Annotated in this window: 24 protein-coding genes; 9 read left to right on the plus strand and 15 right to left on the minus strand. The window is 65.4% G+C overall.

The window, feature by feature from the left end:
• Window positions 1–11: 11 nt before the first annotated feature.
• Entirely contained in the window at window positions 12–332 is a 321-nt protein-coding gene (locus ACKAE7_RS01485; RefSeq protein ID WP_188811174.1) for a hypothetical protein, read from the minus strand.
• 111 nt (window positions 333–443) lie between these two features.
• On the opposite strand from ACKAE7_RS01485, the gene ACKAE7_RS01490 reads away from it, so the two are divergent.
• Window positions 444–1,241: a ZIP family metal transporter gene (locus ACKAE7_RS01490; RefSeq protein WP_188811172.1), complete on the plus strand. Its 798-nt coding sequence runs from the start codon at window positions 444–446 to the stop codon at window positions 1,239–1,241.
• Between the two features lie 16 nt (window positions 1,242–1,257).
• Here the strand turns inward: ACKAE7_RS01490 and ACKAE7_RS01495 are convergent, their stop codons facing one another.
• On the minus strand, window positions 1,258–3,693 hold the full coding sequence (locus ACKAE7_RS01495) for a Tex family protein (RefSeq protein ID WP_408978337.1): 2,436 nt from the start codon (window positions 3,691–3,693) through the stop codon (window positions 1,258–1,260).
• Between the two features lie 134 nt (window positions 3,694–3,827).
• Between ACKAE7_RS01495 and ACKAE7_RS01500 the strand changes: the two genes are divergently transcribed.
• On the plus strand, window positions 3,828–4,145 hold the full coding sequence (locus ACKAE7_RS01500) for a hypothetical protein (protein ID WP_104186219.1): 318 nt from the start codon (window positions 3,828–3,830) through the stop codon (window positions 4,143–4,145).
• A gap of 218 nt (window positions 4,146–4,363) precedes the next feature.
• Here ACKAE7_RS01500 and ACKAE7_RS01505 read toward each other — a convergent pair whose 3' ends face one another.
• The 3 genes from ACKAE7_RS01505 to ACKAE7_RS01515 form a co-directional block, all read right to left on the minus strand.
• Window positions 4,364–5,434 (minus strand): alkene reductase, encoded by a 1,071-nt coding sequence (locus ACKAE7_RS01505; protein WP_188811168.1) that lies wholly within the window; start codon window positions 5,432–5,434, stop codon window positions 4,364–4,366.
• A 124-nt stretch (window positions 5,435–5,558) separates the two neighbouring features.
• Entirely contained in the window at window positions 5,559–6,071 is a 513-nt protein-coding gene (locus ACKAE7_RS01510; protein ID WP_238340638.1) for a hypothetical protein, read from the minus strand.
• Window positions 6,072–6,496: 425 nt separating this feature from the next.
• On the minus strand, window positions 6,497–7,150 hold the full coding sequence (locus ACKAE7_RS01515) for a DUF6318 family protein (protein WP_408978338.1): 654 nt from the start codon (window positions 7,148–7,150) through the stop codon (window positions 6,497–6,499).
• 442 nt (window positions 7,151–7,592) lie between these two features.
• Here ACKAE7_RS01515 and bioB point away from each other — a divergent pair, with 442 nt between their 5' ends.
• The 5 genes from bioB (at window position 7,593) to ACKAE7_RS01540 (ending at window position 10,617) form a co-directional block, all read left to right on the plus strand.
• A complete protein-coding gene (gene bioB, locus ACKAE7_RS01520; RefSeq protein ID WP_408978339.1) occupies window positions 7,593–8,612 on the plus strand; it encodes a biotin synthase BioB in 1,020 nt (339 codons plus the stop codon).
• Window positions 8,609–8,890, plus strand: coding sequence for a hypothetical protein (locus ACKAE7_RS01525; RefSeq protein WP_408978340.1), 282 nt, complete (start codon window positions 8,609–8,611; stop codon window positions 8,888–8,890). Before bioB ends, ACKAE7_RS01525 begins: the two co-directional genes overlap by 4 nt.
• A gap of 62 nt (window positions 8,891–8,952) precedes the next feature.
• The gene (locus tag ACKAE7_RS01530; protein WP_066273926.1) at window positions 8,953–9,387 is read left to right on the plus strand and encodes a pyridoxamine 5'-phosphate oxidase family protein; all 435 of its coding nucleotides are present in this window, start codon (window positions 8,953–8,955) and stop codon (window positions 9,385–9,387) included.
• A gap of 19 nt (window positions 9,388–9,406) precedes the next feature.
• A complete protein-coding gene (locus tag ACKAE7_RS01535) occupies window positions 9,407–9,835 on the plus strand; it encodes a very short patch repair endonuclease (protein ID WP_188811162.1) in 429 nt (142 codons plus the stop codon).
• A 371-nt stretch (window positions 9,836–10,206) separates the two neighbouring features.
• On the plus strand, window positions 10,207–10,617 hold the full coding sequence (locus ACKAE7_RS01540) for an Hpt domain-containing protein (protein ID WP_188730855.1): 411 nt from the start codon (window positions 10,207–10,209) through the stop codon (window positions 10,615–10,617).
• Here the strand turns inward: ACKAE7_RS01540 and ACKAE7_RS01545 are convergent.
• Window positions 10,590–11,360 (minus strand): response regulator transcription factor, encoded by a 771-nt coding sequence (locus ACKAE7_RS01545; RefSeq protein WP_190611331.1) that lies wholly within the window; start codon window positions 11,358–11,360, stop codon window positions 10,590–10,592. The genes ACKAE7_RS01540 and ACKAE7_RS01545 overlap by 28 nt on opposite strands.
• Window positions 11,361–11,453: 93 nt before the next feature.
• On the opposite strand from ACKAE7_RS01545, the gene ACKAE7_RS01550 reads away from it, so the two are divergent.
• On the plus strand, window positions 11,454–13,112 hold the full coding sequence (locus ACKAE7_RS01550; RefSeq protein ID WP_408978362.1) for a sensor histidine kinase: 1,659 nt from the start codon (window positions 11,454–11,456) through the stop codon (window positions 13,110–13,112).
• A gap of 33 nt (window positions 13,113–13,145) precedes the next feature.
• Here the strand turns inward: ACKAE7_RS01550 and ACKAE7_RS01555 are convergent, their stop codons facing one another.
• From ACKAE7_RS01555 to speB, 8 genes are all read right to left on the minus strand, one after another.
• Window positions 13,146–13,379: a PLDc N-terminal domain-containing protein gene (locus ACKAE7_RS01555; RefSeq protein WP_104186210.1), complete on the minus strand. Its 234-nt coding sequence runs from the start codon at window positions 13,377–13,379 to the stop codon at window positions 13,146–13,148.
• Window positions 13,380–13,460: 81 nt separating this feature from the next.
• On the minus strand, window positions 13,461–13,877 hold the full coding sequence (locus ACKAE7_RS01560; protein ID WP_190611476.1) for a thioesterase family protein: 417 nt from the start codon (window positions 13,875–13,877) through the stop codon (window positions 13,461–13,463).
• Between the two features lie 38 nt (window positions 13,878–13,915).
• Window positions 13,916–15,991 carry an ABC transporter ATP-binding protein gene (locus ACKAE7_RS01565; RefSeq protein WP_321202290.1) on the minus strand — a complete coding sequence of 692 codons (2,076 nt, stop codon included), beginning with the start codon at window positions 15,989–15,991 and terminating at the stop codon, window positions 13,916–13,918.
• Entirely contained in the window at window positions 15,988–17,721 is a 1,734-nt protein-coding gene (locus ACKAE7_RS01570) for an ABC transporter ATP-binding protein (RefSeq protein ID WP_408978341.1), read from the minus strand. The genes ACKAE7_RS01565 and ACKAE7_RS01570 overlap by 4 nt, the downstream gene beginning before the upstream one ends.
• A 165-nt stretch (window positions 17,722–17,886) precedes the next feature.
• Window positions 17,887–19,497: an MFS transporter gene (locus ACKAE7_RS01575; protein ID WP_408978342.1), complete on the minus strand. Its 1,611-nt coding sequence runs from the start codon at window positions 19,495–19,497 to the stop codon at window positions 17,887–17,889.
• A 10-nt stretch (window positions 19,498–19,507) separates the two neighbouring features.
• Window positions 19,508–19,981, minus strand: coding sequence for a MarR family winged helix-turn-helix transcriptional regulator (locus tag ACKAE7_RS01580; RefSeq protein ID WP_188811158.1), 474 nt, complete (start codon window positions 19,979–19,981; stop codon window positions 19,508–19,510).
• A 169-nt stretch (window positions 19,982–20,150) separates the two neighbouring features.
• Window positions 20,151–21,869, minus strand: a complete 1,719-nt coding sequence (locus tag ACKAE7_RS01585; protein WP_408978343.1) for a thiamine pyrophosphate-binding protein — start codon at window positions 21,867–21,869, stop codon at window positions 20,151–20,153.
• 4 nt (window positions 21,870–21,873) lie between these two features.
• A complete protein-coding gene (gene speB, locus ACKAE7_RS01590) occupies window positions 21,874–22,938 on the minus strand; it encodes an agmatinase (protein ID WP_408978344.1) in 1,065 nt (354 codons plus the stop codon).
• A gap of 320 nt (window positions 22,939–23,258) precedes the next feature.
• Between speB and ACKAE7_RS01595 the strand changes: the two genes are divergently transcribed.
• Window positions 23,259–24,074: a DUF559 domain-containing protein gene (locus ACKAE7_RS01595; protein ID WP_408978345.1), complete on the plus strand. Its 816-nt coding sequence runs from the start codon at window positions 23,259–23,261 to the stop codon at window positions 24,072–24,074.
• Window positions 24,075–24,200: 126 nt separating this feature from the next.
• On the opposite strand, the gene ACKAE7_RS01600 is transcribed toward ACKAE7_RS01595, so the two are convergent.
• On the minus strand, window positions 24,201–24,776 hold the full coding sequence (locus ACKAE7_RS01600) for a cupin domain-containing protein (protein WP_104186205.1): 576 nt from the start codon (window positions 24,774–24,776) through the stop codon (window positions 24,201–24,203).
• Between the last annotated feature and the right edge of the window lie 216 nt (window positions 24,777–24,992).

The following is a 24,992-nucleotide window of genomic DNA, read 5'->3' on the forward strand; positions in this document are numbered from 1 at the left end:
GCGCCGGGAAGTCAGGCGTCCTGCCAGCCCCGGCCTTCGCTGAAGGTGGCCACGAGGGTTCCGACCCCGGACTGGAGCGAATTGGACGGGTCAAAGTAGAGGGAGCCTTCAGAGGCGCGGCTGTGGCTGATGAGCTGCTCAGCTTCAAGTTTCGCCTCCGGAACGGTGGCACCGATGATGCCAGTCCTGGCCGGGAGCTCCGTGGTGTGCACGGTGTCCGCTCCCGTCTCCGATAACGGAATGGTGGTGCCGGGGTTGATCTCGTCGTGGGGAAAATCAAACCCGGCGTCGTCGCCTGCGGCGGGAATCGTGTACTCCAGGAAATACGTCATGAAACCACCTTTGCAGAATCCCCTCGGCGCCGAAAGCCCGCCTGCGCGGAGGTGTTCCATGGGCCAACGCGGCGTCTTCCCACGTCAACCGGACGCTCCTATACTTGCCGGATGATGATGTCGCTGTGGTTTGGCGTCATAGCATCCAGTGCCCTGGTTCTGGGTGCCATCATCGGCGTCCGGTTCGAGCTTCCCAAGCGGCTGCTGGCCATGCTCCTGGCGTTCGCCGCCGGCGCCCTCATCACCGCCCTCGCTTTCGAACTGTTCGAGGACGCGTACGAACGCGGCGGCATCATCCGTGCCGCTATCGGCTTGATGCTGGGTGCGGTGGTCTTTACTGTCCTGAGCGCCATGCTGGACCGGTGGGCCCAGGCCGGCGACGCGAAAGGGGCCAAGGCGGCGGACGAGGTCCAGGGCAGCGCCAAGCTCGACACTGACGCGGCGGCCAGCGACAAACGCCCTACCTCGGCGTCGACAGCCGGAGCGGCAGGCCTGGCCTTGCTGGCTGCCGTAACTCTGGACGGAGTCCCGGAAAACCTTGCCCTGGGTATCTCCCTGGGCGAAGGAACGGGCGGGCTGGCACTGCTGGCCGCGATCTTTGTCTCCAACTTCCCTGAAGCGCTGGTGGGTTCAGCCTCGATGCGGAGCCAGGGCCGGTCGGCCGGAAGCATCATCGGGCTCTGGGTGGCCTGTGCCGCCCTGCTGGTCATCGCCGTCGTGCTCGGCGCCGGGCCCCTGTCCGGGACTGACCCGGAAGCCATATCCATACCGCTGGCATTTGCCGCGGGAGCCGTGATCGCATCCTTGGCGGATACCCTGATGCCGGAAGCCTATGAACATGGCGGCCCCGCGGTGGCCCTCAGCACCGCGGCGGGTTTCATCCTGGCGTTCGTCCTGTCGCTCGCCTAACCTCCACAAAAAACGGCTATTTGCCCAGGCCTGCTTTTCGCAGCGCCTCGGCCATGGCCGTATTGACCGGGGCTTCCTTTTTCGCAGGTGCCGGCGGCGCCGCGGGACGGCCGGACGACGGCGTCTTCCGCGCCTGACTGCCGCCCCGCTCCTGGCCGCGTCCCGCGTTCTGCGCATTGGCGCGTCCCGCGCCCTGTTCCCTGCCGCCAGCGCGCCCGGAACCCGTCCTGCCGCCGGCGGGTTCGTCGTCGAGGCGCAGCGTCAGGGAGATCCGCTTCCGGTCCGGGTCCGCCTCCAGCACTTTGACGCGGACCACCTGGCCGGACTTCACCACTTCCCGCGGATCGGAGACGAAGCGGTTCGCCATGGCGGACACGTGCACCAGTCCGTCCTGGTGAACGCCCACATCCACGAAGGCGCCGAACGCCGCAACGTTCGTCACGGTTCCTTCCAGCATCATCCCTGGTTTGAGGTCGGAAATCTTTTCAATCCCGTCGGAGAAGGTTGCGGCCGCAAACGCGGGACGCGGGTCCCGTCCCGGTTTATCCAGCTCGGACAGGATGTCCTGGACCGTGGGCAGGCCGAACGTCTCGTCCACGAAGTCGCGGGGGTCCAGGGATGAGGCCGGTGCCGATCCCGCCGCGGCCCGGATCTTCCGGGCAACCGAGTACGACTCGGGGTGGACACTGGAGGCGTCCAGCGGCTCCGCTCCCCCGGTGATCCGGAGGAAGCCCGCGCACTGCTCGAACGCCTTCGCACCCAGCCGCGGCACCTTCTTCAGGTCAGTGCGCCTGGCGAAGGGCCCGTGTTCGTTCCGGTAGGCCACGATGTTCTCGCTCAGCAAGGGTCCGACGCCGGCCACGCGGCTGAGCAGCGCGGGCGAAGCTGTGTTGACGTCCACGCCCACAGCGTTCACGCAGTCCTCCACCACCGCGTCCAGGCTGCGGTCCAGTTTCGAGGCTGTCACGTCGTGCTGGTACTGGCCCACGCCAATGGATTTCGGATCGATCTTTACCAGCTCGGCGAGGGGGTCCTGGAGGCGGCGGGCTATGGACACTGCGCCGCGCAGCGACACGTCCATGCCCGGCAGCTCCGCCGCAGCCAGTGCTGAGGCGGAATACACAGATGCTCCCGCTTCCGAAACCACCAGCTTCTGGGGCTTGCGGTCCACCTCCGGCAGTCGCTTGATCAGTTCGGCTGCGAGCTTGTCGGTTTCGCGGGACGCCGTGCCGTTACCGATGGCCACGAGTTCAACGCTGTGCTGCCGCGCCAGCCGGACCAGCGTGGCCAGCGCTTCGTCCCACTTCCGCGAGGGGGCGTGAGGGTACACGGTGTCGGTAGCAACCACCTTGCCGGTGCCGTCCACCACGGCCACTTTGACGCCGGTCCGGAGCCCGGGGTCCAGGCCAAGGGTTGCCCGGTTCCCTGCGGGGGCAGCCAGGAGGACGTCCCGCAGGTTCGCCGCGAACACACGGACAGCTTCATCCTCGGCGGCGGCAAACATCCGGCCGCGAAGGTCGGCCGTCAGCCGGGACAGCAGGCGGGACCGCCACGCCAGCTGGGCGGTCTGGATCAGCCAGGGGTCGGCGGGACGTCCGCGTTCGGCGACCCCGAGGCACCTGGCCACCGCTGACTCGTAGCGCGTGCGCGCGGCGGCAAGGGCGGCGTCGTCCTGTGGATCTGCCTCGGCAAGGTCCAGCTCGAGGACGCCGTCCTTTTCCCCGCGCAGCAGCGCGAGCACCCGGTGGGACGGCATGCCCGCGGGGGCCTGGGCGAACTCGAAGTAGTCAGCGAATTTCTGGCCGTCGCTTTCCTTCCCCTTCTTTACGCGTGAGACCATGCGGCCCTGCGCCCACAGCCGCTCGCGCAGGTCGGCGGCCAGGTCCGGGTCTTGGGCCACCCGCTCCACCAGGATGGAGCGTGCCCCGGCGAGCGCCGCTGCGGCGTCGGTAATGGCATGTTCGGGGTTGAGGTACTTGCCGGCCTCGCGTTCCGGGTCCAGGTCCGGCCGCTTCAGCAGGGAGTCAGCCAGGGGTTCAAGGCCGGCTTCCCGCGCGATCTGGGCTTTGGTCCGCCGCTTGGACTTGAACGGCAGGTAGATGTCCTCCAGCCGGGACTTGGTGTCCGCCGCGAGGATGGCCGTCGTCAGCTCCGGCGTCAGCTGGCCCTGCGCTTCAATCGCCTCCAGGACTGCACGACGGCGGTCGGCAAGTTCGCGGAGGTAGCGGAGCCGTTCGTCGAGCTCACGAAGCTGGGTGTCGTCCAGCGTCCCGGTGGCTTCCTTGCGGTAGCGGGCGATGAACGGCACGGTGGATCCGCCGTCGAGCAGTTCAACGGCTGCCTTCACCTGCCATGGTTTGACCCCCAGTTCGGTGGCGATCTGCGTGTAGATGGCATCGTCCGCTTTCGGGGAGGCGGACGGGGCGGAAGGGGCCTGCGGCAGTTGGGTCACCAGAACATCTTGCCTTACCGGGTTGCGCGGCTCCACTGCTGGGCACCGGTCCGCTCCACCCCGGCTGTTCCGGGCAAGGGTATTCCGCTGCCGCCGGCAAAGTGCTGTAGTTGAGGTGCCGTCACAGGCACCCAATGCTCGAGGAAGAGGCCACCATGAGGGAACTGCTTATCATTTTTCAGGAGGGGTTCGACGAGGCCAACATCACCGTGACGGTTAACGGGAAGCAGGCGAGGCGGGACATTGGGGTCTCCACCAATCCGATCCTTGGCATCGCCAACGAGGTGTCCGTGGAGCTGCCGGCGAAGGGCGCGCAGGTGGGCGTGGAGGTGACGAACCGCGGCCTGAAGGCCATCACCAAGGTGAGCGGCAGGCCGAAGAGCGTGCTGGTTTCGATCGAGGACGGCAGGCTTGTCATGAAGGAAGGGACCGGCAGGGAGGCGCTGCTGTAGCGGGTTGAAGCAGCTCAAATATGGCCCTAGTAAAAGTCCATTCGCTGGAGTACGATCTGATCACCGCCGGCATCCTGGAGGACCCGGCGGGCCAAATCTCCAGAGTTTGAGCCAAAGGCCGTCGGATGGCCTGCGGCGCCCGCTGCCGGGACAGCACACCGCGCAGCCAACGACGGCGGCACCCAAGCAGGGTGCCGCCGCCGTCGTTGATTGCCGTCCTAGTTCTGGTAGGCGGGGTAGTCCGTGTAGCCCTCCGCGCCGTCAGCGTAGAAGGTGGAGGGATCCGGCTCGTTCAGGGGAAGGCTTTCCTTCCAGCGGCGGGCGAGGTCCGGGTTGGCGATGGCGGGGCGCCCCACCACCACGGCGTCGGCATGTCCGTCGTCCACCAGGGACGCGGCCTCGTCGCGGGTGGTGATCACGCCGAAGCCGGTGTTGACCAGGAAGGTCCCACCGAAACGGACCCGGAGGTCCTGGACCAGGTCACCCGTAGGCTCGTGGTGCAGGATGCTCAGGTAGGCGAGGTTGAGCGGGGCGATGCTGTCCACCAGAACCTCGTAAGTGTCGCGGACGTCAGCGGCGTCGGTCTCGGCGATGCCCTGCACGTTGTGCTCCGGGGAGATGCGGATGCCCACGCGGTTGGCGCCCACGGCTGCCACCACGGCGTTGACTGTTTCGATGACAAACCGGGCACGGTTCTCAGGTGAGCCGCCGTAGCTGTCGTCCCGCACGTTGGAGTTCGGGGCCAGGAATTCGTGCAGCAGGTACCCGTTGGCCGAGTGCAGTTCCACGCCGTCGAATCCGGCCTCGATGGCGTTGAGTGACGCGTTGACGAATTCCTGGATCACCATGGGGAGCTCGTCCGTGGTCAGGGCATGCGGCACCGGGTAGGGCTGCTTGCCCTGCGGGGTGCGGACGATGCCGTCGATGGCGACGGCGCTGGGGGCCACCAACTCGAGTCCGCCGGTGATGTCAGGGTGCGATACCCGTCCGCCGTGCATGATCTGGGCGAACATGCGACCACCTTCGGCGTGGACGGCGTCGGTGACCTTCTTCCAGCCGGCAACCTGTTCCTCGGTGACGATGCCGGGCTGGCCGGCGTAGGAGCGGCCGGCGGGGGTTGGGAATGTTCCTTCACTGACGATGAGGCCGAGGGACGCACGCTGGCGGTAATGCTCTGCGACGAGCGGGCCGGGAACCCCTGCCTCACCTGCGCGGAGCCTCGTCAAGGGTGCCATGACCAGGCGGTTCGGAAGCTCAAGTTCGCCGAGGTTGAGGGGGGAAAACAGCATGCGCGGTTCCTTTCGAAGGCTGAAGATCTACTGCCTTGGCCAACCGGGATGCAGCTGCAACTATTCCTGTTGCGATGGGAATCACAGGACGTGGACGTTGGGCTTCGGGGCTATTGGCCGCCGCCTACCTGGCGGTCCCGGGGCAGCCCTGGCCCTGGGGGTTGGCGTTGCAGTCGTCCGCGTAGTTGCGCGTCAGCGAGCGCCACACGCTGATGGTTTGTGGAGGAGCGCTGAACTGGCCCTGGCCGGGAATCGGCAGGGGCGGCCCGGCATTGACCGAGTAGGTTCCCTGGAAGGTGGTGGTCAGCACCACCTGGAAGTCGCCGGTAGAGCCGTAAGCGTGGCTGGTCCGGGTCTTTTCGCCCCACCGGTCCTGGGGCAGCGGCCCGCCCATGGAAGGCTGGGGCCCGAACACGGTCCCGTTGCCGTAGTCCCACGTGTACTGGACCGGGGTGGCCACGATGTGTACCTGCTGCCCGAACATGGTGACGTCGAACTGCTGCTCGGCTGCTTCCGCATAAAAGTTGGTCTCAGCACCCCTCAACGTGTGCGGGCTGGGTTGGGCCACCACCGTTCCAGCATTCACCGGCAGGCTCTGGAACTCCCGCTGGATGTCAGCTGCGATCCTGGGCAGCAAGTCCTCGGGCCTGGCGTCAAAGAGGCACGTAGGGCCGGAATGATGAGCCCAAACAGCGCCGGGCACACCTCGGGGCCGGGAGAGCCAGGTGACGGGAATGCCCTCTTCACCGTCGGGCCCATCCTTGCACTCCAACTGGCGGGCAAGGCAAGGAGTATCAAAGTCTCCCCCGCCGAGGTGGCACTGGAGTTCGTACTTGTACTCGTTGGGGTCACTATTTACCGTACCTGCCGGGACTGGGACTATTGCTCCCGTCGTAGGATCACTTTTTAGGTCGTCAGCACCGACTTGGACCCCAGTATCCACGAAGCCCACTTCTACAGGGGACTTAGGGTGTTCGTCGCCGTACACGGGGCTGCCCAGAAGAAATAGCGACAATGCGGACAATAAGATCCCAACTACCCCAATAGATCCGGTGCGCATAGCTACCGAATCAGGCTCAGTTTGCTAATGGTCCAGCCCGTGCCCTCAAACCTTGCCATAGCCTGGCTTCCTGAGTTCGTGCCTGCTGTCGCCTCCTGATACGGACTCCCGTCCGGATTGTGGATCACCAGTTCCTTCTGAATCACCTGCAGCGTGACACGTGTCGGCTCCCCTACAGGGGCATCAGCCGTTACCGCTGGTGTTTCAATATGGCCGCCTGAAATCCACTTCCCATCGCTCCACGCTGTTTGAATGTTGTCAACTAGCCCCTTACAAAAGACGCAATCTGGTCCCGACAACGCTGACAGATGTTCAGTGTCACCCGTCTCATATGCATAACTCAGCACACTAAACCAATATTTCGCAAAGGCCTCCGCCCCCTCCTTCGTCTCCGTCTTCGCCACCTCGGGGAGCACAGGGACGGGGACGTTTTGGGCGGGACCGGAAGCGTCGGCCGGCTTGTACACGGCGGTGGGTGTCGGGGTCGGAGTGGAGGGCGGGCTGGTGGTGGCCGAGCCCGTTGGCGTGGAGGACGCGGTGCCTGGATCTGCGGGCGCTCCACCCGCGCAACCGGCCAGCAAGATTGCCGCGGCAACAACAGCACCGGCAGCAGCTGAGCGGATTCCCCAAGGCGTGGAGACGTTGATTGATGTCATGGGCCGCTAATCCCCCAGTAGTTTCAAGACGGCTAACTCCGGACAATGACTTAAGGGTAGCCCAGGTCACATTTGAGCGATAAGACTTATCCACAGACACCCGCCCAAGGTTTTATCACTCTCTGGAGACCTTGAAAGAAGTCATAAGACAAGCCGGTACACGTTTGGTACGGCAGAGCGCTGCCCTGGAGAAGCTACTTCTGCGGAGGCAACGCCAACTCCCCCGGCTGTCCGTGGACGAGGCGGGCGACGAGTCATACTGCGGGCCGCCGTCGGGCGCGTCGTTCGCCGACCGCACCATGTCCGGTTATTCGGAGGAGTTGTGCCTTGACTGCTGCCGTAAACAAAAGCCGTTACCGCCCATTGTTGCCCTTCCACAAAACCGGCTAAAGATACCGGAATTACTGTCGGAAGGAGATCACAACCGAAAGCTAGGACGGCGATGACAACCATTTCCCCCACCACGGAATATCCAATCCTGGAGACCGCGCGGCAGCAGGTCCTGGAGGATGGGATCGGCCTCACGGAGGCTCAATTGGTGGAGGTTCTGCGCCTCCCCGATCCCGCCGTCCCCGCCGCGCTGGAGCTTGCCCACCAGGTCCGCCTCAAGCACTGCGGTGAGGACGTGGAGGTTGAAGGGATCATCTCCATCAAGACCGGCGGCTGCCCGGAGGACTGCCACTTCTGCAGCCAGTCCGGACTCTTTGACAGCCCCGTCCGCGGCGTCTGGCTGGACATCCCGGAGCTGGTCAGGGCGGCCAAGGAAACAGCAGCAACAGGGGCCACTGAATTCTGCATCGTGGCAGCCGTTCGCGGACCCGACATCAAACTCATGAACCAGATCAAGTTCGCCATCGACCGCATCAATGAGGAAGTGGACATCAACATCGCCTGCTCCCTGGGCATGCTGACCCAGCGCCAGGTGGACCAGCTCGCCAGCTGGGGCGTCCACCGCTACAACCACAACCTCGAAACCGCGCGCAGCTACTTCCCCAAAGTGGTCACCACGCACACATACGAGGAGCGGCTGGAGACCTGCGCCATGGTCAAGGATGCCGGCATGGAACTGTGCTGCGGGGCGCTGATCGGCATGGGCGAGTCACTCGAACAGCGCGCAGAGCTGGCCGCGCAACTGGCTGCCCTGGAACCGCACGAAGTGCCGCTGAACTTCCTCAACCCAAGACCCGGCACGCCGCTGGAAAACCAGCAACTGATGGACGGCAAGGATGCCCTCCGCGCCATCGCCGCGTTCCGGCTGGCCATGCCCCGCACCGTCCTGCGGTACGCCGGCGGCCGGGAGCTCACCCTCGGCGACCTCGGTACCCGAGAGGGGCTACTGGGCGGGATCAACGCCGTCATCGTGGGCAACTACCTGACTACCCTGGGCCGCCCCGCCGCTGCCGACCTCACCCTGCTGGTGGACCTCAACATGCCCATCAAGGAACTCCAGAAGACCCTATGATCCCCAACCGCTCGACCAGCTCACTCATCGGGAGCTTCTGCGGCCACTGCGGCGAGTTGTACCCGACGGAAACGTTCGACGGCGGGAGCGCACCGCCGTCGAACGTCCTCCAGGCGGGCGATGTGCACGTGGCGGGCACCGCCCACCGGGAGTGCGCTGCGCGGCTTCAGCTGGAACCGCCGCGCTATTGCTGCCAGTGCGGGCGCCGACTCAAGGTCCAGGTGTCACCCCATGCCTGGACTGCCAGCTGCTCACGGCATGGAACCGCCACCTCCTGACCGGCGCCCAAAGTTTCCGTAACCCTCTGGCATGTTTCTACATTACGTAGAAGAATGGCGTCATGATGTTTGAACATGTGGATGGACAACCCGTTCTGGAACTCGACGACGAGCAGTCCTGGCGTCTGCTGGAGGGCACAAAGCACGGGAGGCTGGTGGTGTCCGTCGCGGGAGAGCCGGATATCTTCCCGGTCAACTACGTCACCGCCAACCGGAAAATCTATCTCCGGACCGCTCCTGGCAACAAGCTGGCCCAGTTGACCATCAACTCCACGGTTCTCTTCGAAACGGACGGCATCCTCTCGGAGGAGGCTTGGTCCGTGGTGCTGCGTGGAAAAGCGCGCGTCCTCAGCAACTCTGCGGAACTGGCAGCGGTGGAGGAACTGGGGCTGAAGACCTGGGTACCCACCCTGAAAGACTTCTACGTGGAGATTGAGCCGACGTCCGTCAGCGGCCGCCACTTCGAATTCGGCGAACAGCCGGAGCGCGAAATCTAGGAGCTCCTAGACTGAAGGCATGGCGGACAAGCTCACTCCTGAGCGGCGCAGCTGGAACATGTCCCGGATACGGGGCAAGAACACCAAGCCGGAACTGCTGGTGCGCAGGCTCCTCCATGCCAAGGGATACCGCTACCGGCTGCACGGCAGAGCCGGCGCCACCCGCCTGCCCGGCAACCCGGACCTGGTATTCGCCGGCCGCCGCAAGGTGATCTTTGTCAACGGCTGCTTCTGGCACTTCCATGACTGCCGCGTGGGCCTGCACGCGCCCCAGGCCAACGCTGAATTCTGGGCCGCCAAGCGCAGCCGGACCCGCGACCGGGACGCCCATCAACGCCGCCTGCTGGAAGAGGCCGGCTGGCAGGTCCTCACCGTGTGGGAATGCGAACTCAAGGACAGCTCCGCGCTGGAAACCGAGCTGGTGCGGTTCCTGGAAACCGGCCGCTGAATCGCCGCTCCTGCGTGCCTGCTCCCAACCAGGATTCGCCGCTTTCACGGCATCTTGAGCCAATCTTTAGGCATTCCCGCCGCAGTTCTTGAGTGCTGGCAGGAAGGATGGATGGGTTCAAATCCAGGCAAACCGCCACCCTGTTCTCGGCCCCGCTGCAACCGCTCCCAATGCTGGGAACCGGGCGCAAAACCGGGCACAAAAACCACGTGCCCACGGCGGAGGGGTAAACCCGCAGTCTCATCAAGAAACCCACAATTCTGTTTCCAAAACCCGTCGCGCGAAAGCAACGCCCCTAACCTGAAGTGAAACAAATGCCCCACGTAACCGCCCCCTTCCAGGAAGGGACTGTTCCCGCCGAAAGGACCGTCATGAGCGCCGCAGATGATGCCCCCCGGCCCTTGGTGGACCAGTCGGTTCTCGACCGGTTGAGGGAGGAGCTGGAGGAGGACGAGGGGTACTGCAAGGTCTTCGTGGGGAACTTCATCGAGTACCTGCCGCACCGGATTGGACGCCTCCGGCTGGCGCTGACCACGGGAGACCTGGAAGGTTCGGTGGACGCAGTCCTCAGCCTGAAAACCTCCAGCCAGATGGTGGGCGCCGAGCGGCTGGCCGGTCTGGCCATGGACCTGGAGGGTGAGCTCCGCAGCGAAGCCCGCCACTCAGATGTGGCAGTCGTCCTGCCGCAGCTGGCCGCCGCATTCCTCCGGCCCATCAACCTGTGCAGCCGGCAGACCATGCACCGCCTGCAGTCTCAGTGCTCGCCCGGAGCCAGGCGGTAACCCACGCCACGGACGGTCTGGAGCCAGCGCGGCTTCTGCGGTGAGTCGCCCAGCTTCTTGCGAAGGTTGCCCATGTGGACCTCGACGGACCGTTCGTCTGCCTCGCTGATGTAGCTGCCGACGTCGTAATCCTCGTCCCGCAGCCGCCGCACCAGGTCGGACTTGGTCCGGACCGTCCGGCCGGCTTCAAGGAGGGCGTGCAGGAGTTCGAACTCCGTGCGGGTCAGGTTCATTTCCTTGCCGTCAACAACCACGGTCCGGGATGCGTAGCTCAGTTCCAGTCCGTTGTGGCTGAAGTTCCCCCGCTCAGGGTGGCCGGCTCCGCCGTCGGCTGCGGCATCTCCCGGCATGGCGTCAGCAGGATCGGCGACAGAACGGGGGCGGCGCATCATCGCGGCAATGCGGGCGCGGAGCTCCCTGGGGCGGAACGGTTTGGTGAGGTAGTCGTCAGCCCCGGACTCCAGCCCGATCAGGGTGTCAAGCTCCTCGGTGCGGGCCGTGAGCATCACAATGTAGGCGTCCGAAAACTCGCGGATCTGACGGGAGACCTCAAACCCGTCGATGTCCGGAAGTCCGAGGTCCAGGGTGATGACATCCGGATTGAGGGTCTTAGCCACGAGGACACCTTCTGCCCCGCTGCTGGCAACGCTTACGTCGAACCCGGCCTGGGACAGCACGGTGCGTACCAGTTCCCGGATGTCGTGGTCATCCTCGATGACCAGTCCCACTCGTGCATCACTCATAGCGCCCCCTCAGCAGCCAACGTCTGAAGTATAGCTGGCTGCCGATATCCTGCTGGCATGGCTTCACACACCCCGCCCCGCAAGTTCCGCGCCATGGACCACCCTGTGGCCTGGTCCTCGGGCAAGCTGAGGTTCTTCCGCCGGCCCTTCCACGAGTACCGGCTGACGGACCGGGTGGCGCTGAGCCAGATGCCGCTGTTCGTGACAACGCTCCTCACGGCATTCCTGGTGTGGGCGTTTTTCCCCGTCACCATGGACAACCCGCTGTTCGTGGCCTTCCTGGTGTCCCAGCTGGTGATCATGGCCCTCTGCTACCTGGTTCCGTGGGACCGGCTGCCGTACACGAGTTTCCTCATCATTCCGCTGCTGGACTTTGTCTCCATCGCCGTGGGCCGGGAGGGCGGCGGGCAGGAAAGCCTCACCGGGATCAGCCTGCTGGCCGTATTCCCGGTGATCTGGCTGTGCGCGTCCGGATACTACCCCCGGACATCCCTGTGGCTGTCCTTCCTGGCCCCGCTTGCCATTATTTGGGTCCCGCTGCTGCTGGAGGGGAGCCCGACGCCCCAGGACCTGGCGCGGTCCCTGCTCCTTCCGGTCATGATGCTCGGCATCGGGGTGTCCGTCAGCGTATTGACGCTCAGCATGACGCGGCAGCAGCGCGCGCTTGAGGAGAAGGATGCCCAGCTGCAGGACAACCTGCGCACCAGCCAACGCCAGGGGGCGCTCCTGAACACCATCCTGGACACTGTCCACTTGGGGGTCCTTGCGGTCGACGCGGACGGGCACGACGTCCTGATGAACAGAAGGCAGCGGATCAACCACGAACTCGCCCGGCCCAAGGACATCGCGGATCCGAACGAGTCCCAGCTGCTGGTCTTCGGGCCGGACCGCTTGACGCTGGTTCCCGTTGAGCAGCGGCCGGTCCGCCGCGCCGTCCTCGGGGAAACCTTCACCGATTACCTTGTCTGGCTGGGCTCCGGAAGAGAACAGCGCGCCTTCGTGACCACCGCCCGGGCCATGAAGGACGACGACGGCGCGTTTGCCGGTTCTGTGATTGTCTTCAGCGATGTGACGGACCTGGTGAACGCCCTGACGGCCAAGGATGATTTCGTCTCCAGCGTCTCGCACGAATTTCGGACGCCGCTGACCTCGATCCTGGGCTACGTTGAAATCCTTCTTGGCGACGAGCCCGAGGACACCCAGCGTGACATGCTGGAAATCATCCGCCGGAACTCCGAACGGCTCCTGACGCTGGTATCGGACCTGCTGTCCAGCCGGAACGGCCAGCTGATCGTGACACCCGAGGCCGTGGACGTGGCAGAACTGGTGCGCTCCAGCGTTTCCTCTGCCATCCCCCGGGCAGCAGCTTCGGGAGTGGCGCTGGAGGCTGATACCCCGGACCGGCTGGAGGCCCACGTGGACGGGCCCAGGATCTCTCAGGTGCTGGACAACCTGGTGTCCAACGCCATCAAGTACTCCCCCGACGGCGGCAGCGTGATGGTCTCACTCGCGGAGGAGGACGGGCACCTGGCCTGCCGGGTCACCGATACCGGCATGGGACTGAGCCCGGAAGACGCGTCCGAAGTCTTCGCCAAGTTCTTCCGCGCCAGCACTGTCCGAAGGACAGCCATCCCCGGCGTGGGCCTCGGCCTGCCGATCAGCAAGGCGATCGTTGAGGCACACGGGGGGACCATCGAGGTGGACAGCGCCCTGGGTGAAGGGACCACCTTCATGTTCCGGGTGCCGGTCTAGTCCTCTTTGGCCCCCCCGGCAGCCCCGGTGCGGCTACTTGCCGGCGCCGGGACGCTTCCGGCCGAAGGTGAAGTAGCCCACGGGGCCGATGAAGTTAATGAAGGATGCTGCCCGCCATGCGGCTTTGGGACCGTTGATGAGTGCCGCGGGCCGCTTCGAAATGTCCCGCTGCGCTGCCACCAGCAGGGACACCTGCGCGATGGCCACCAGGATGGTGCCGGCCTTTGCTGACGGGGACATTTCTTTCCAGGTCTTTTTCTGGGCCATGTTTGCTCCTTGTTTAGGTTTTCAGTTTCCGGTGCTTGCTGCTCCTGCGCAACGGGGCGTGCCTGTACCGGCCCATTCGCGTCAGGCCGTGAACGGCGCCAGGCGTTCCTTTTGTTCAGGCGTCAGCCGCTGCACGCGGCCTGTGGCCTCATCCACGAACGCCAGGTGGCTGCTCGCCTTGACGCAGTCCTCCAGGGTGACCGGGTCCTGGATGAGGTAGTGGATGTCGAAGCTGGCCCCTTTGACGGCGCCAATCCACACCTGCACCACGGCCGGCACGTTCCGGTACTCAAGAGTCCTGACGTACCGGATCTTGTGGTCCACCACCAAAGCCATGGTGCCGTCCGGGACGTCGTTGAACAGGGAGACGTGCGGGTCAACTCCGGGCAGGCCGGCACCGCGGGGCGGGCCGAAGGCCGCGATGCGGGCTTCCTCTAGCATCCGAACAATTTGCACGTTGTTGATGTGCCCGTAGGCGTCCATGTCTCCCCAGCGCATGGGGATGAGGACCTCGATCCGCTGGCTTCCGTTGCTGCTCAACTGTGCACCGCCGTCGAATCGTCCACCGGGACGTCCTCTGCGTCGGACCCGGCGAACTGGGACATGTACAGGCGGTAGTACGCGCCTCTCGCGGCGAGGAGGACCTTGTGGTTGCCCTGTTCCACGATCCTGCCGTTTTCCATCACCAGGATGGTGTCGGCGTCGCGGATTGTTGAGAGCCGGTGGGCAATCACAAAGCTGGTGCGGTCCGTGCGGAGCGCGGCCATGGCCTTCTGCACCAGCAGCTCGGTGCGGGTGTCAACGGAGCTGGTGGCCTCATCGAGGATCAGCAGCGAGGGATTCGCCACGAAGGCACGGGCGATGGTGATCAGCTGTTTCTCGCCGGCACTGACGTTGTTGCCTTCCTCGTCGATGACGGTGTTGTAGCCCTCCGGAAGGGCCCGCACGAAGCGGTCCACGAAAGTGGCTTTGGCGGCGGCCATCACCTGTTCCTCGGTGGCTTCGAGGTTGCCGTAGCGGATGTTGTCGTAGATGGACCCGCCGAACAGCCAGGCATCCTGCAGCACCATGCCCACCTTGGAGCGGAGTTCGGAGCGGCTGAGGTGGGTGATGTCCACGCCGTCCAGCATGATGGATCCGGCATTGAGCTCGTAGAACCTCATGACCAGGTTGACCAGGGTGGTCTTTCCGGCGCCGGTGGGCCCCACGATGGCCACGGTGTTTCCCGGTTCGGCGGTGAAGGACAGGTCCTCGATCAGTTTTTTGTCCTCGGTGTAGCTGAAGGTGACGTTGTTGAAGTCAACGTGCCCGTCAGTCCTGGCCGGGAGGTGTTCGGTGGCGGTTTCCTCGTCCTGCTCGTCGGCGTCGAGGAACTCGAAGACCCGTTCAGCGGAGGCCACGCCGGACTGCAGCATGTTTGCCATGCCGGCCATCTGGCCCAGCGGCTGCGTGAACTCGCGGGAGTACTGGATGAACGCGGTGGCGTCGCCCAGGGACATGGACCCGGAAGCCACCCGCAATCCGCCCACCACGGCGATGCCCACGTAGCTGAGGTAGGAGACAAACTGCATGACCGGGAAGATGATGCCGGAGACGAACTGCGCCCCGAAGCTGGCCTTGTACAGTTCCTCGTTGCGTTCCTCGAACCGTTCCAGCATGTCCGCGTCGCGGCCGAACACCCTCACCAGGTCATGCCCCGAGAAGGATTCCTCGATCTGCCCGTTCAGCGCCCCCGTGTTCTTCCACTGGGCGGCAAAGAGCTTCTGGCTGCGCACGCCAATCATGCCCGCTGCCACCCCAGAGAGGGGAAGGGCAACCAGCGCTATCAGGGCCAGCTGCCAGGAGACGATGAACATCATCACCACGATGCCGATGACGGTCAGCAACGAGTTGATGAGCTGGGCGAAGGCCTGCTGGAGCGCCTGCTGGATGTTGTCGACGTCGTTCGTTACCCGGGACAGCACGTCGCCGCGCTGGCGGGTGTCGAAGTAGTTGAGCGGGAGGCGGTTCAGCTTCCGTTCGGTGTCATCGCGGAGCCGCCGGATCACCTTCATCACGATGCGGTTCAGCACGTAGCCCTGCAGCCAGAGGAAGATGTTGGCCACGAAGTACATCAGCAGGACCACCGCGATGAGCATGCTGAGCTTGTCGAAGTTGATGCCGGTGCCGGGCACCAGTTCCATCCGGGAGACCATGTCCGCAAAGTTGTCCTGGCCCTGCTGGCGCAGACCGTCCACGAACTGTTCCTTGCTGGCGCCTGCCGGAAGCTGCTTTCCCACCACTCCGGCGAAGATGACGTCCATGGCCTGGCCCAGGATCTTGGGGGCGATGACGTTCAGGACCACGGCGATCACCACCATGCCCACCACCACGTAGATTCCCAGTGCCTCAGGCTTCAGCAGCCCCATCAGCCGCTTGGCGGAGGGCCAGAAGTGTTGGGCTTTCTTGGCGGGCATCCCGCCGAACATGTCTCCGTCGGCTTCGGAGGGCTTGAACTCCTCCTCCACGAAGTCGTCGTCCTCGACGGGTTTGTCCACCAACTCCGCGTCGGGTGCGTCCTGGGCAGCTGCTGTTTCTCTGATCTCGGTGGAGTCCTTCCTGCGGGCGTTCATGCCATTTCCTCCACGCTCAGCTGGGATTCAACGATTTCCTGGTAGGTGGGCGAGGTTTCCAGGAGTTCCTGGTGCGTACCGCGGTCCACGATGCGTCCGTTGTCCAGCACCAGAATCTGGTCCGCCTCGGTGATGGTGGAGATCCGCTGCGCCACGATGATCACGGTGGCGTCTGCGGTGATGCCCTTCAGCGCGGCTCGGAGCCGGGCATCTGTGGCCACGTCCAGTGCGGAGAAAGAATCGTCGAAGAGGTACACGCGGGGCCTGCTCACGAGTGCCCTGGCGATGCAGATGCGCTGGCGCTGGCCGCCGGAGACGTTGGTCCCGCCCTGGGAGATGCGGGATCCGAGGCCGTTCTTCTTGGCGCGGACAAACTCGTCGCCCTGCGCCACCTGCAGTGCGTCCCACAGTTCCTGGTCAGTGGCCCCGGTCTTTCCGAACCTCAGGTTGTGCTCGATGGTTCCGGAGAAGAGATATGGCCGCTGCGGCACCATGGCCACCCGCCGGGTGATGTCGGCCCGGTCCATCCTGCTGACCGGGACCCCGTCCAGCAGGACCTCCCCCTCCGCGGGGTCGTAGAGCCGGGGCAGGAGGGACAGGAGGGAGGTTTTTCCCGAGCCGGTGGATCCGATGATCGCGATGGTCTGGCCGGGCTGTGCCGTGAAGCTGATGTTGCTCAGCACCGGCGACTCGGCGCCAGGGTAGGCGAAGGTGACGTTCCGGTACTCCACCACGCCGGCCAGCGTGCCCGGCACCTCCGGGCGTTCAGGATCGTGGATGGAGGGCTCGACGTCGAGCAGCTCGCCAATACGGTCCGCGCAGACTGACGCGCGCGGGATCATCATGGCCATGAAGGTGCCCATCATGACCGCCATCAGGATCTGCAGCAGGTACTGCAGGAAGGCGGTCAGGGCGCCCACCTGCATCTCGCCGGAGTCCACGCGCTGCCCGCCAAACCACAGCACGGCCGCGGTGGACAGGTGGAGGATCATGCCGATGGCAGGGAACATCAGGACAAACAGGGCGCCGATCTTCAGCGAGACATCCGTCAGTTCCTTGTTCGCTCCGCCAAAGCGCTCCGTTTCATACGGCTCCCGGACGAAGGCGCGGACCACCCGGATGCCGATGATCTGCTCGCGCAGGACGGCGTTGATGCGGTCGATCTTTTTCTGCATGGACCGGAACAGCGGCATGAGCCGGACCACCAGGTACCCCACCACCACGGTCAGGAGGGGCACGGAAACCCACACCAGCCAGGACAGGTTGAGGTCCTCGCGCAGCGCCATGATGATGCCGCCAATGCACATAATGGGCGTTGCCACCATGAAGTTCAGGCCCATCAGCACGAGCATCTGGACCTGCTGGACGTCGTTGGTGCCGCGGGTGATGAGCGTTGGGGCACCGAAGGCGTTGACGTCCATGGCCGAGAAGCTGGTGACCTTGCGGAACACCCCGCGGCGCAGGTCACGGCCCATGGCCATGGCCGTCTTCGAGCCGAAGTACACACCTGCAATGGCGGTGCCCACCTGGAGGAACGCCACCGCCAGCATCACCGCGCCCGTCCGCCAGATGAAGTCGGTGTCCCCGCGGGACACCCCCTGGTCGATGATCTGGGCGTTCAGGCTGGGCAGGTACAGCGCCGCGATGGTGGACGCCAGCTGGAACACAATGACGGCCGCGATGAACGGCCTATACGGCCTGGAAAACCGCCGTACGAGGGTGAGGAGCATGCCCACGGGTCCTTAGGGATGAGTTCGATGATGGGTTCGTCAAGATTAGGAGGCTTAAGTAGTAGCAGCCGGGGCCGACATCCTCAGCCTTCCCACTCTACGAAACTCCTCCCCGTGGTGAAACAGGCTCCGGGAAAGATCATCCGCGGGGATTACCCCTCAGGGTCACCTACCAGCCTGGGCGAGCTCCGCCGTCGTGCTCTTTTCCTCAGCACCGGGCTGGATGTCCACGGTGCGCCGGAGGGGTTTCTCCTTGATGAACAGCACGGACACCAGCGCCACGACGGCCACGGCGGCGGAGATCAGGAACACTTCCGCGGTGGCGTCACCGTAGGCGGCCCGCATGATGTCGCGGACAGGTTCCGGCATGTGCGCCAGGTCCATGCTGGCACCGGCTGTGCCTCCTTCGACGGGTATGCCTGCGGCTGCCAGGCCCTGGGTGGCCAGCTCGCTGACGCGGTTGGCCAGGATGGCGCCCAGGACGGAGACGCCGATGGCGCCGCCCACGGACCGGAAAAAGGCAACCGATGCACTTGCCGTGCCGATATCTGAAGCCCGGACAGTGTTCTGCACGGCCAGAACGAGGTTCTGCATCAGCATGCCCAGTCCAAGGCCCAGCACTGCGGTGAAGACCCCTGCATGCCAGAGTTCTGTGGTGTGGTCCAGGGTTCCGGACAGTCCCAGCCCGCCGATCAGCAGGATGGAACCGGCGATCAGGTAGCCCTTCCACTTGCCCGTCCGGCTGATCAGCTGTCCCGAGGCCACTGAACCAACAAGGTTTCCGGCGATCATGGGAAGGGTCAGGAGCCCGGCTTCCGTGGGGCTGGCGCCGCGCGCCACCTGGAAGTACTGGCCCAGGAAGGTGGATGACCCGAACATTGCCACGCCTACGGCGACGGAGGCGAGGATGGCCAGTGCCGTGGTGCGTTCGGAGATGATCTTGAGCGGGATGATGGGCTGCTCCACCTTGGATTCCACCAGTACCAGCAGGGCCAGCAGGAGGATGCCGCCGCCCACCATGGCGGCCGTCTGCCAGGAAATCCAGTCGTAGTAGGCGGGGTTGCCGGCGAACGAGACCCAGATCAGCAGGAGGCTCACACCGGAGGTCAGCAGGATGGAGCCCAGCCAGTCGATCTTGGCGGGACGGCGGACGTGGCTGATTTTGAGGGTGACCTGCAGCAGGATGAGGGCGACGACGGCGAGCGGCACGCAGACGAAGAAGGTCCAGCGCCAGCCGAGCGGGCTGTCCACGATGAAGCCGCCCAGCAGCGGTCCGCCGGCGGTGCCGACTGCCATGACCGCGCCCATGTACCCGGAGTATTTCCCTCGGTTCCGCGGCGGGATCATGGTGCCGATGATGGCCTGGGACAGTGCCGTGAGTCCGCCCATGGCCACGCCCTGGATCACGCGGGCACCTAGCAGCAGCGGGATGGTTTCGGACAGGCCGGCCATGACGGAGCCGGCAACGAAGATGATGATGCTGAGCTGGACCAGGACCTTCTTGTTGTAGAGGTCGGCGAGTTTGCCCCAGATGGGGGTGGTGGCGGCGTTGGCCAGCAGCGCGGCGGTGATGACCCAGGCGAAGTCGGTCTGGGTGCCGTGCAGGTCGGACATGATGGTGGGCAGCGCGTTGGCCACGATGGTGCTGCTGAGGATCGCCGTGAAGAAGGCGGCGAGGAGCCCGGTGAGGGCTTCCATGATCTGGCGGTGGGACATCTCGGGCGGAGTGCCCGCGGGGGCGCCTGCTGATGTGGCGGGGGCGGCAGTTCTTGCCATAGGTCTGCTCCTAAGCGGTGGTTGTGATGGTGCCGGCCGCCGTTGCCCGGGCTGATTGCTTGAGTGAATCGGTGAGTTTGTGCAGGATTCTGGCCGTGTTGCCGGCGTCTTCCTCGCTCCAGTCGCGCAGGTACTCCTGCAGGACCGCCGTCCGCTGGTCCTCGATGTGGCGGAGTTTTTCCGCTCCCAGGGCAGTCAGGGCAACCAGTTGGGCCCGGCCGTCGTCGGGGTCCTGCCTGCGGACCACCAGCCCGTGCTCCTCCAGGTCCGCGATGTGCCGGCTGAGCACCGGCGCGCTGACTCCCAGCCGCTCGGCGAGCCGCGTGGCCCGGGACTCCCCCTCCCCCACGAAGCGCAGCACGCCCTGGAGCGCCACCCCCGTGTCCTGCCCACGCACGCTGGCGGTGGCGATGCACCGCACCGCCCGCTGGAGGTCGAAGATCTGGTACACAAGATCTGCTGCCGTGTCCGGCGCTACTGCCATGGTTGAAGGGCTCCTCAGTTGTTTGCCTGAAGCAACTATATATTAAAAGTTGTTGCTTTGGGAAACTAATCGCTTGCTGGGGTGCACGCGAAAGGCCCCAGCTCTGTGCGAGCTGGGGCCTCAGGGAGTTCAAGGTCAGGAGGAGGGGCTGGCCAGAAGGACGGGCTGGTCAATCCGCCAGGTGCGTGGGCGCAAACATCTTCAGCAGGGTTTCCACCACGACGACGTTCGGCCCGTCAGCGGCGAATCCCGCCTTCAGCGCATCCCCCACGCCCTCCGGCGCCACCTTGACGGCAGGCACACCGAAAGCCTCGGCAAGTTTGACGAAGTCCGGCCGTGCCAGTTCGGTGGCCGTGGCTTTGCCGAAGGCGCCCACCATGTATTCGCGCAGGATGCCGTAGCCGCCGTCGTCCACAATCAGCCAGGTAACCGGAACGTTGTGCTGCCTCGCGGTGGCAAGTTCAGAGATGGAGTACATCGAGGATCCGTCGCCGGACACTGCGAGTACCCGGGCAGAGCCAGCGGGCCTGCCCACCGTTTCGAGTCCCACGGCCGCTCCGATGGCTGCCGGGAAGCCGAAGCCCAGCCCGCCGGCGCCCTGGGCCGAATGGAATTGGCCCTCGCGGGCGTCCCAGCAGCTCCAGCCCCAGTATGCCGCGATGGTCATGTCCCAGAAGGTCTGCATGTCCGCCGGTACCGCCTCGCGGATGTCCGCCATGAACGTCAGTTCCTTGGCCAGGTCCTGCGACTCCAGGCGTGCGCGGACCTTCGCCAGGGATTCCTTGACCAGTTCCTCGGGCGGCTTTCCGTGCCAGGTGGGCGCTGTCCGGCCGCCCCCGGCGTCCAGGGCTTCATCAAGGGCGGCGAGCGCCTGGCCTGCGTCTGCCCGGATCCCCAGCCCGGGGCGGTTGGACTCCAGGACCCTCGGTTCGGCGTCGATCTGGATGATCCGGCCGCGGGGCTCGAACGTGAAGTAGTTGGAGGTGACCTCGCCCAGGGACGATCCGATCACCACCAGGACGTCCGCGTCTTCCAGCAGGTCGGTCATGTAGCGGTCCTCGATCCAGGACTGCAGCGAGAGCTCGTGGTTCCAGGGGAAGGCACCGTTTCCGCCCGGCGTGCAGATCACGGGTGCATGAAGCTTCTCGGCAATTGAGAGCAGGGACTTTTCGGCCCGGCCCCGCCGCGTGCCGCCGCCGGCGATGATGGCCGGACGTTCCGCGGACTGCAGCCATTTCACCGCTTCCCGGACCAGCTCCACCCGGGGCGGATTGTCCGCCGCCTCGGCGAGCGCATCCTCCACCGGGGGCACCATGATGGGATCGAGCAGGACGTTCTGCGGGATCTCCAGCCAGACGGGACCCTGGGGCGAGGAGATCGCCTCGGTCCAGGCGTCCTGGATGGCAGACGGGATGCCGGACGCGTGCTGGATCAGACGCTGGCTCTTGGTGACGTTGGCCGCCGACGCCTTCTGGTCATCGAGCTGGTGCAGCATGCCCTTGCGCCTGGCCCCCAGGCCCTCGAGCGGGATCTGGCTGGCCACCACAACCATGGGAACCCCCGTGGCGTAGGCTTCCTGCAGCCCGGCCAGGGACGTCAGCGCGCCGGGCCCGGTGGACAGGAACAGGACACCCACCTCGCCCGTCGCCCGGGAATACCCGTCCGCGGCAAAGGCACTGTTGTTTTCCACCCGGGAGGAGACGAACTGCAGGTTGCCGCGGCCCATGGCATCGAAGAGGCCCAGGGCGTGCTGGCCCGGGATGCCAAAGACGGTTTTGGCGCCCAGCGCCTCAAGGGTTTCGACGACGAGGTCCCCGCCGTTGCGCACTCCCGGGCCCGGATTCTTTGCAGCGGGTGCGGCAGCCGCGCCCGCAGTGACGTCGCCCATCCGGCTACGCCTTGCCTGCCGGGGCGAAGCCTGCCGGGCGGCGGGATTCCTGGCCGAGGGCCTGGGCGGCGTAACCGTTGGCTTCTCCGAAGCGGTCGCCTGGCACGGCGTTGTCGGCCATCAGGGTGACCAGTTCGTAGGCGACATGGCTGGCGGCCACGCCGGTAATCTCGGCGTGGTCGTAGGCGGGGGCCACCTCCACGATGTCCGCTCCCACGAGGTTCATGCCGCGGAAGCCGCGGATGATTTCCAGCAGCTCGCGGCTGGTGATGCCGCCCGCTTCGGGGGTGCCGGTGCCCGGGGCGTGGGCGGGGTCCAGGACGTCGATGTCAACGGAGATGTACAGCGGGCGGTTGCCGATCCGGTCACGGATCTTGGCCACGGTTTCCAGGACGCCCTGGTAGTAGACGTCGGCAGAGGTGACGATGCCGAACCCGAAGCGATGGTCGTCGTCGAGGTCCTTTTTGCCGTAGAGGGGGCCGCGGGTGCCGATGTGGCTGATGGCTTCCGTGTCCAGGATGCCTTCCTCGACGGCCCGGCGGAACGGGGTGCCATGCGTGTACTCGGCCCCGAAGTAGGTGTCCCAGGTATCCAGGTGCGCATCAAAGTGCAGCATGGCGATGGGCCCGCCGGCACGCTCGGCAGCGGCGCGGAGGAGCGGCAAAGCGATGGTGTGGTCACCGCCCAGGGTCACCAGTTTGCCGCCGCCCGCCGTGAGGTCCAGGGCGTTCTGCTGGATGGTTTCGATGGCCTCGTTGATGTTGAACGGGTTGACGGCCATGTCCCCGGCGTCGGCTACCTGGATGTTCTCGAAGGGGCTGACGTCCCATGCCGGGTTGTAGGGGCGCAGCAGCCGGCTTGCTTCACGGACGTGGTTGGCGCCGAACCGGGCACCCGGGCGGTAGGAGACGCCGGAATCGAAGGGCACGCCCACCACCGTGACATCGGCCTTGGCCACCTGGTCCAGGCGGGGAAGGCGGGCATAGGTGGCAGCTCCCGCGTAACGGGGAATCCGGGATGAATCGATGGGGCCAAGGTTGCCGTTGGCTTCGATGCGCAGCTCTTCCAATGGAGGCCTCTCCTTCGAGGAGTTGAGGGACTGATGTGACTGCAATCATACAGGTGGTTTCCCTATGTGCACCACTTGTTTACTTCATCGGCAGGGTCCCGTCCTGGATCCACTCTCGCCGCGCATTCCTCCCCAGTTGCCACCGGACCCCGGCCCTGCCGCACCACGCGGTCCGCGGGCCGACCGCGCTCAGCCGGAAAGGACTGCCCGGGCGCCCGCCACCAACTGGGCAGGAACGTACGGCAGAGCGCTGCCCACCGAATCCACATACGGCCCGGGCACTGTTCCAATTGCCGGTCCCGTCCGACTGGAATTGCCAGATGGACATCCTCGAGCACCTGAAACAAGCCGGCGGAGTCGCCCGGACAGCCCAATTGCTCGACGCCGGGTACTCGCGAAGGGACATAGCCCGGCTCACGCAACGTGGCGCCCACCAACCCAAGCGCGGAGTCTTCCTCGCGCCCAACTGCGACAAGGAGCTGGCGGCAGCCATCCATCACAACGCGCGGCTGACCTGCGCGAGCGCAGCGCCGCACTATGGACTCTGGCTCAGGAAGGCGCCACCCCAACTGCATCTGGCCTGCAACCATGGCCACGGCGCAGGGTTCATCCGGCACCGATCGGTGCGCTTCAGCGGCCACCCAACCCTGCCGCTGGCGGGCGTCGAAGACGTCGTGCTGCACGCGCTGGGATGCCTGCCGCCGCCAGCGTCAACTGCCCTGGCGACGTCGGCCATCCGGCTCTACAGCCTGCCATTGGAGCTCCTGAAACAGGAACTCCGCGCGGACCGGTCCGCGCCGGCACTGCGGGCTCTCCAGGACCTGGATCTCCGCGCCGAATCCATCGTTGAAGTGGACGCCCAGCATCTTTTCCGGGTAAACGGCATCGACTTTGAAGTTCAGGTCCACATACCCGGAATTGGGAGGGTGGACTTCCTCCTCAACGGCTTCCTTATCGTGGAGATTGACGGCTACGCGTTCCACTCCAAGCGGGCGGACATGCTCAGGGACCGGGACAGGAACAATTCCTCCACGGTTAAGGGCTACGCCGTTCTCCGCTACATGCCCGAGCACATCTGGTTCAACCCAGAGCAGGTTTTGTCCGAGATCAGGGCTGCACTGGCAACCCGAGGCTGATGCTCGGACGCTCCCGCCCAGTTTCCTGCGGCGGGCGAGGGCCGGCCGGGCGCGGTGCAGCGCAAATCCCCGGAGGGCGGCCGGGCAACTGGGCGGGAGCGCACAGGACGGCCGGACAGGCCGGAGTTACCGACTGGCGGCCGGCACCAGGACCCACAGAACCTCAACGGGCTTGTCGGTGGGGTTGATCCAGGTGTGCGGCTCGCGGCCGGGGAAGGTGACGGTGTCCCCTGCGCTGAGGTCGTACTCCTCGTTGGTGAGGATCAGCCGGATGCTGCCCTTGATCACATGGAGGACGTCAACGTCGCAGTCCACCGCGTAGAGCTCGGATTCGCCGCGGCCGTGCGGTTCGATGCAGGCCTGGATGATCTGGACGCGCCGCTCCGAGCGCGCGGTGAGGAGCCGCTCCACGATGCCCTGCCCGCCCAGCGAGATCCGCGGCCCGTCGTTGCGCTTGGTCAGGTGCGTCTCGGGCGCCGCAAACAGGTCGCCGACGGAGACCGAGAGGACCTGGCACAGCGTGACCAGGGAGGCCACGGACGGGGACGTAAGGTCGCGCTCCACCCTGCTGAGGAACCCCTTGGTCAGCCCCGTCGCGTCAGCAACCTGCTCAATGGTCAGCCGCTGCGACTGCCGGGCGGCCCGGATCCTCGAGCCGATGGCCACTGGGACGTTGCTCGGCTCAACTGGCAGTGCCTTCATCTACGAACCTTTCATGGCCGGCAGCCCGGCCCCACTTTGGAGCAATACTAGTGGCCGGCCCCTTCTGTGACGCCTCATTGCACGCGTGGCCCGGAGTCCAACGCGGTCTTGACTGTTATCACCGTCACAGCCTACGCTTTGGAAACACTTGTTGCCTATAGAGCAATAGCCGAGAATCCCCCCTCACTCCCCCAAATCCTGCAGCGGCGCCCGGTC

It is taken from the genome of Pseudarthrobacter sp. NKDBFgelt (genome assembly GCF_046097905.1).
Lineage (GTDB): Bacteria > Actinomycetota > Actinomycetes > Actinomycetales > Micrococcaceae > Arthrobacter > Arthrobacter polychromogenes.

What these genes read in the sequence shown, in the direction of transcription:
- ACKAE7_RS01560 (WP_190611476.1), bottom strand. Translation starts at nt 13,877, where the DNA reads ATGCGCTGGGGAGACATGGACGCCTACGGGCACATCAACAACGTGCAA.
- ACKAE7_RS01515 (WP_408978338.1), bottom strand. Translation starts at nt 7,150, where the DNA reads ATGACATCAATCAACGTCTCCACGCCTTGGGGAATCCGCTCAGCTGCT.
- ACKAE7_RS01545 (WP_190611331.1), bottom strand. Translation starts at nt 11,360, where the DNA reads ATGAGTGATGCACGAGTGGGACTGGTCATCGAGGATGACCACGACATC.
- ACKAE7_RS01490 (WP_188811172.1), top strand. Translation starts at nt 444, where the DNA reads ATGATGATGTCGCTGTGGTTTGGCGTCATAGCATCCAGTGCCCTGGTT.
- ACKAE7_RS01550 (WP_408978362.1), top strand. Translation starts at nt 11,454, where the DNA reads ATGGACCACCCTGTGGCCTGGTCCTCGGGCAAGCTGAGGTTCTTCCGC.
- bioB (WP_408978339.1), top strand. Translation starts at nt 7,593, where the DNA reads ATGACAACCATTTCCCCCACCACGGAATATCCAATCCTGGAGACCGCG.
- ACKAE7_RS01535 (WP_188811162.1), top strand. Translation starts at nt 9,407, where the DNA reads ATGGCGGACAAGCTCACTCCTGAGCGGCGCAGCTGGAACATGTCCCGG.
- ACKAE7_RS01505 (WP_188811168.1), bottom strand. Translation starts at nt 5,434, where the DNA reads ATGCTGTTTTCCCCCCTCAACCTCGGCGAACTTGAGCTTCCGAACCGC.
- ACKAE7_RS01500 (WP_104186219.1), top strand. Translation starts at nt 3,828, where the DNA reads ATGCTCGAGGAAGAGGCCACCATGAGGGAACTGCTTATCATTTTTCAG.
- ACKAE7_RS01595 (WP_408978345.1), top strand. Translation starts at nt 23,259, where the DNA reads ATGGACATCCTCGAGCACCTGAAACAAGCCGGCGGAGTCGCCCGGACA.
- ACKAE7_RS01585 (WP_408978343.1), bottom strand. Translation starts at nt 21,869, where the DNA reads ATGGGCGACGTCACTGCGGGCGCGGCTGCCGCACCCGCTGCAAAGAAT.
- ACKAE7_RS01580 (WP_188811158.1), bottom strand. Translation starts at nt 19,981, where the DNA reads ATGGCAGTAGCGCCGGACACGGCAGCAGATCTTGTGTACCAGATCTTC.
- ACKAE7_RS01525 (WP_408978340.1), top strand. Translation starts at nt 8,609, where the DNA reads ATGATCCCCAACCGCTCGACCAGCTCACTCATCGGGAGCTTCTGCGGC.
- ACKAE7_RS01530 (WP_066273926.1), top strand. Translation starts at nt 8,953, where the DNA reads ATGATGTTTGAACATGTGGATGGACAACCCGTTCTGGAACTCGACGAC.
- ACKAE7_RS01600 (WP_104186205.1), bottom strand. Translation starts at nt 24,776, where the DNA reads ATGAAGGCACTGCCAGTTGAGCCGAGCAACGTCCCAGTGGCCATCGGC.
- ACKAE7_RS01570 (WP_408978341.1), bottom strand. Translation starts at nt 17,721, where the DNA reads ATGCTCCTCACCCTCGTACGGCGGTTTTCCAGGCCGTATAGGCCGTTC.
- ACKAE7_RS01555 (WP_104186210.1), bottom strand. Translation starts at nt 13,379, where the DNA reads ATGGCCCAGAAAAAGACCTGGAAAGAAATGTCCCCGTCAGCAAAGGCC.
- ACKAE7_RS01575 (WP_408978342.1), bottom strand. Translation starts at nt 19,497, where the DNA reads ATGGCAAGAACTGCCGCCCCCGCCACATCAGCAGGCGCCCCCGCGGGC.
- ACKAE7_RS01485 (WP_188811174.1), bottom strand. Translation starts at nt 332, where the DNA reads ATGACGTATTTCCTGGAGTACACGATTCCCGCCGCAGGCGACGACGCC.
- ACKAE7_RS01540 (WP_188730855.1), top strand. Translation starts at nt 10,207, where the DNA reads ATGAGCGCCGCAGATGATGCCCCCCGGCCCTTGGTGGACCAGTCGGTT.
- ACKAE7_RS01565 (WP_321202290.1), bottom strand. Translation starts at nt 15,991, where the DNA reads ATGAACGCCCGCAGGAAGGACTCCACCGAGATCAGAGAAACAGCAGCT.